The organism is Mesorhizobium sp. M1E.F.Ca.ET.063.01.1.1 (assembly GCF_003998155.1).
Taxonomy (GTDB): Bacteria; Pseudomonadota; Alphaproteobacteria; order Rhizobiales; family Rhizobiaceae; genus Mesorhizobium.
In genome coordinates this window covers 1-4721 of sequence record NZ_RZSC01000469.1, presented here as the reverse complement: position 1 = coordinate 4721, position 4721 = coordinate 1, and the positions used below count along the sequence as shown (strand labels likewise).

4 protein-coding genes and 1 pseudogene are annotated in these 4721 nt (G+C 67.1%); all 5 read right to left on the bottom strand.

Going from position 1 to position 4721, the window contains the following annotated elements:
• Nucleotides 1-130: 130 nt before the first annotated feature.
• Nucleotides 131-994 carry an RDD family protein gene (locus tag EOA29_RS25615; protein WP_127221787.1) on the bottom strand — a complete coding sequence of 288 codons (864 nt, stop codon included), beginning with the start codon at nucleotides 992-994 and terminating at the stop codon, nucleotides 131-133.
• On the bottom strand, nucleotides 981-2000 hold the full coding sequence (locus tag EOA29_RS25610) for a stage II sporulation protein M (protein WP_127221786.1): 1020 nt from the start codon (nucleotides 1998-2000) through the stop codon (nucleotides 981-983). Before EOA29_RS25610 ends, EOA29_RS25615 begins: the two co-directional genes overlap by 14 nt.
• On the bottom strand, nucleotides 1997-3298 hold the full coding sequence (locus EOA29_RS25605) for a DUF58 domain-containing protein (protein ID WP_126094307.1): 1302 nt from the start codon (nucleotides 3296-3298) through the stop codon (nucleotides 1997-1999). The genes EOA29_RS25610 and EOA29_RS25605 overlap by 4 nt, the downstream gene beginning before the upstream one ends.
• Nucleotides 3295-4251, bottom strand: a complete 957-nt coding sequence (locus EOA29_RS25600) for a MoxR family ATPase (protein ID WP_126094306.1) — start codon at nucleotides 4249-4251, stop codon at nucleotides 3295-3297. The genes EOA29_RS25605 and EOA29_RS25600 overlap by 4 nt, the downstream gene beginning before the upstream one ends.
• Nucleotides 4238-4721: pseudogene (locus EOA29_RS25595) on the bottom strand (DUF4350 domain-containing protein); the annotation flags it as partial. The pseudogene EOA29_RS25595 and the gene EOA29_RS25600, both read right to left, overlap by 14 nt.

Genomic DNA, 4721 nt, shown 5'->3' with positions numbered 1-4721 from the left:
CCCCTCATTGCCCTGCCGGGCATTTCTCCCCGTATAGCGACGGCGTCTTTCTCCCCCGTCGCTATACGGGGAGAAATGCCCGGCAGGGCAATGAGGGGCAGCGCCGACTTTTCTCAGCTATTGTCACGGCTCACCGCGCGTATTTATCCGCCTTGCGATTGCCGAGCAGCAGCTTGCGTTCGAGATGCGCGCGGAGCTCGCCGTAATAGGCGGTGAGGAAGGCCTTTGAATCGACCGGCTCGACCTTTGCGCCGATCTTGCGGCCGATCGTTTCCGCCACCGCTTTCATCGCGAAATAGTCGTCGCGGCGCAGCACTTCCTCCAGCTTGTGCAGTTCGGCGATGCCATAGGCATCGAGCTGCGCGGCGCTGAACTGGAAGCGGGCCGCGATCGGGTCCTTGCGTAGCGAAAGATCCTCGACCAGCGCCACTTTCGGCGCCTCGACCACCCAGGTACCGGCAAGCAGGTCGCCGATCCTTAAGCGATCGCGGTTGAACAGCGGAAACAGCGAGAACAGCAGCGCCCACACCAGGCCGAAGATGGTCGACAGCGTATCGGCAACGCCGGCGCCGCCGCGCGCGGCAAGGATAGACAGCGGCAGGAACACCTCGATCTCGCGCATCAGGTTGCGCGCGATGACCTGGTCGAGGGTAAGGCCCGCGCCGCTGCGCGAGGCGACGCGGACTCCCACCATCCGTTTGCCGGGCGTCGCCGCCCGTCGTCCTGCCTCGAAGGCGATGAAATAGACGTTGCGCAGCAGGAAGATGAAGATGATCCAGACGATGAAGAGCGGCTCCGCGTCCTGCATGCCAAGCCCGCCCAGGCCGAAGATCGCGACAAGACTGACCACGACCGCGGCGGTGATGATGATCACCACGTCGAGCAGGAATCCCGAAGCCCGCGTGCCGGCATCCGCCAGCCTCACGCGCAGGTCCACGCCCTCCGGGGTGACCAGCGGGCGCACCAGCGCGGCGGGGTTCCTAGCCGTTGCCATGCCGCACCATCCGGAACAGATAGAAATAGCAGATCCAGAGCGTCAGCATGCCGCCGCCGATCGAATAACGGGCGACGTCGCCGGTGATCGTCTGCCGGCCGATGCCTTCGAGCAGGCCGGCAAACAGCAGCATCACCGCCACACCGACCATGGCGGTTGCCGCCACGCGCCCGGCTTGCGCGGCCGCCGCCATGCGCGTCAACTCGCCGGGAAAGGCGATGCTGGTGCCGATGCGCATGCCGGCAGCACCCGCGATCGCGATCGCGAACAGCTCCGTCGTGCCGTGGATCGACAGCCAGCCGCCGAGCTCGAAGCCGAGCCCCTTGGCCGCATAGACTTGGAACAGCGCGCCGAGCATGCAGCCGTTCATCAGAATGATCAGCACGCTCGGCACCGCGAAGGCGAAGCCGAGCGCGAAAGCAAGGATCGAGACTTGCGTGTTGTGGGTGAAGAGATAGGCGGCGAAGCCCGAGAGGAAATGGCCGCCGCCATCGCCATAAAGCACGCTGCGCAACATCTCCGCAGACGAATCCGGATTGCGCCCGCCGGCCAGGCTCGGCGCGATGATGGCGTCGTACCAGCGCTTGTCGGGGGCGACGAGCCAATAGCCGGCGATCGCGCCAATCACCGTCAGGGCGACCGACGTCCACACCTCGCGCCACAGGTCGCGGATCGCCGCCGGCCAGTCGTGCAGGAAGAAGTCGCCGATGCGTGTTCTCAGTGAGCGTCGCGCGCCATAGAGGTAGAAATAGCCGCGCAGGCAGAGCGCTTCGAGATAGGCGATCAGCGCGCTGTCGAGCGAGGTCGCGCGGGCCACCGAGAGCGAGGACAGCGCCGAGCGGTAGAGCAGCGGCAGCGACAGAAGCTCGTCTTCCGACAGCGCGCGCGGCGCGCGTTTCTCGACGCGTGCAAGCAGCGCCTCGAACGCCTTCCAGTCGGCCTCGCGCTCCTGGCGGAAGCTTGCCAGCGACTGGCGCACCGCGTCGGTGCCGGCACGCAGCGTCATAAGAGGTTCTCCTCCTTGAGCTGGATATAGCGCTCGACCAGCGCCGGACCGAGCCGCCGGTGGTCGGCCTCGATGACATGCGCGCCAAGCAGCCGCAGCTTGCCGATGACCACCTGCCGCTGCCTGAGCAGGTCGCCGGCAGTCACCGCGCGGGCGACGTCCTCAGGCGCCGCCGGGGCCATGTCGGCCAACGTCTCCAGCTCGACGTCCTTCATCAGCATGAACAGCACCAGATGCCGCTCGGTCAGCCGGCCGACGGTGCGCAGCATCAATTCGGCGCTGATCGGGTCGACGAAATCGGTGAAGACGATAACCAGCGAGCGCCGGTCGAGCTTCGCGGCAAGGGTGGTCAGTGCCAGCGTGAAATTGGTCTCCTCTGTCGAATAGTCGATCTCGGCCGCGCGCTTCTGGATCATCGAAAAGCTCGGCGAGCCGCGCACCGCGCCGCTCGAGACGCGCGGTCTGGCGTCGAAGGAAAACAGGCTGACGAGGTCGCCGCCCTTGAGCGCAATGAAGGCTGACAGCAACGCCGCCGTCACTGCACGGTCGACCTTCGGCACGCCGTCGACCGGCTCGCACATCAGCCGGCCGCTATCGATGGCTAAAACGATGTTGTTGTTTTCCTCGATCCGGAACTCGCGCGCCAGCAGCTTGCCGTGGCGAGCGCTGCGCTTCCAGTCGATCATGCGCCGGCCCATGCCGGGCTGATAGTCCTTCAGCGCCTCGAACTCGCGGCCCTGGCCGGCGCGCTTCTGCGCGTGGCCGTCGGCGAGGGCGGAGCGCTGCAGCAGCGTGATCGCCTCGTCGCGCGCGCGGCTGACGTCCGGCAACACCGCTATCTTGCGGTCCATCGGCAGCACGACCTGGTTCCAGATCAGCCCGAACGGTCCCTGCCAGCGCAGCCACAGCCGGTCGAAGCTGGCGATGCCGCGTCTGACCGCATCGAATTCGAGATCGAGCGTGCCATTCGCCGGCAGCGCGCCGCCCGTACCGTTGACAGGCGAAAGCCGCTGGTCGTGCCCGACGCGCACCTGCAGCCGGCGCGGCCTTGCGCCGAGCCCGGCCGCTATGTGCAGCGTGAAACGGCCGCCGACGCCGACCTGCGGCGGCGCGGTCAGCGTCGCGCTGAGCGAGGCACGTCCGCGCCCGGCCGCGGCGTCGACCGCCAGGAAGGCAAGCAGCGCGCAGATCCACAACAGACCGAGATACCAGACAGAGGGCAGCGCGAGCGCGATCAGGAAGGCGGGGGTCGCCCCCGCCGCCGCTGCCCACACCGCTCGGCCGCTCGGATAGATCAACGCGGCGCTTCCGTCTGGTCGACGAGGTCGGAAACGATCTGCTCGACCAGCCGTCCGTCGATCTGCGCCGCCGGCGAGAGGATGACGCGGTGGCGCAGCGCCGGCACGGCCAGCGCCTTGACGTCGTCGGGGATAACATAGTTGCGGCCGTCGAGCGCCGCCCTGGCGCGCGCGGCGCGAGCCAGCATGGCTCCCGCGCGCGGGCTGGCGCCGACTTCGAGGTCCGGGCTTTCGCGCGTGCCGCGCACCAGCGCCGCGATGTAGCCGACGACGTCGTCGACCAGTGTGACGTCGCCCACCGTGGCAAGCGCCGCTTCGAGCGTCTTGCGGTCGGTCCGCGCCTTGATGCCGTATTGCCCGATGTCGTGCGAGGCGGAGCCACCACCATGATGGATGATGATGGCGCGCTCTTCCTGCGCATCCGGATAGCTCACCCGGTGCTTGAACAGGAAGCGGTCGAGCTGGGCTTCGGGCAGCGGATAGACGCCCTGATGCTCGATCGGGTTCTGCGTCGCCACCACCATGAAATTCTTGCCGAGCGAATGCGTCGTGCCGTCGAAGGTGACGGCATGCTCCTGCATGGCTTCGAGCAGGGCCGCTTGCGTCTTCGGCGGCGTGCGGTTGATTTCGTCGGCGAGCAGCAGGTCGCAGAAGATCGGGCCGCGCGTCAGCGTGAATTGCCCGCTCTGAAAATTGTAGATATTGGAGCCGACGATGTCGCCGGGCATCAGGTCGGGCGTGAACTGGATGCGTCCATAGGAGACGCCGAGCGCCTGCGCGAAGCAGCGCGCCGTCATGGTCTTGGCGGTGCCCGGCGGCCCTTCGAGCAATATGTGCCCGCCGGCGAACAGCGCCGTCAGCATCAGATCGACCGTGTCGTGCTGACCGGTGATCGCCTTCGCCACTTCTTCCCTGATCGCGCTCGCCAGGGTCTTAACTTCATCGACGTTCACCGAGCCTCCTTGCCGTCCAGTCATGTAGCTTCTCCGCTGCTTCATGCATTCCGGCCAAACTGTTGGAATCGTTCGCGGCCTTGAAACGCGCGGTGAAGCCGTGCGCTTCGCTTTTGTCGCGGGAATCCAGCCAGCGGTCGACCGCTTCGCCCTGCAGCCCGTGCGGGGCGCCAAGCAGCGCGGCGGCGCGGTGCCGCATTAGCGACGCGTAACGGTCGCCGAGCCCCTGCAGCCGCCCGGCGCGCTTCAACAGCATCGCGGTGGTGTCGACCAGCGCCCGCTTGCCGAAGGCAATGGCGCGCCCTTCGGCGCGCGGCGGCCCGAACCGGCCAAGGCCGTGCAGGAAGGCGAGCGCTGCCGCCACCAGCACCGATAGCGTCAACGCCAGGAAAGGCGGCTCGATGAGCAGCTTGGCAAGATCGTAGTTCTGGCCGATGCCGTGCAGCGTCAGGTCGAACATGACAGCGCCC

Bases quoted from the DNA above. Each gene is read 5' to 3' on its own strand.
- EOA29_RS25615 (WP_127221787.1), bottom strand. From the start codon at position 994: ATGGCAACGGCTAGGAACCCCGCCGCGCTGGTGCGCCCGCTGGTCACC.
- EOA29_RS25610 (WP_127221786.1), bottom strand. From the start codon at position 2,000: ATGACGCTGCGTGCCGGCACCGACGCGGTGCGCCAGTCGCTGGCAAGC.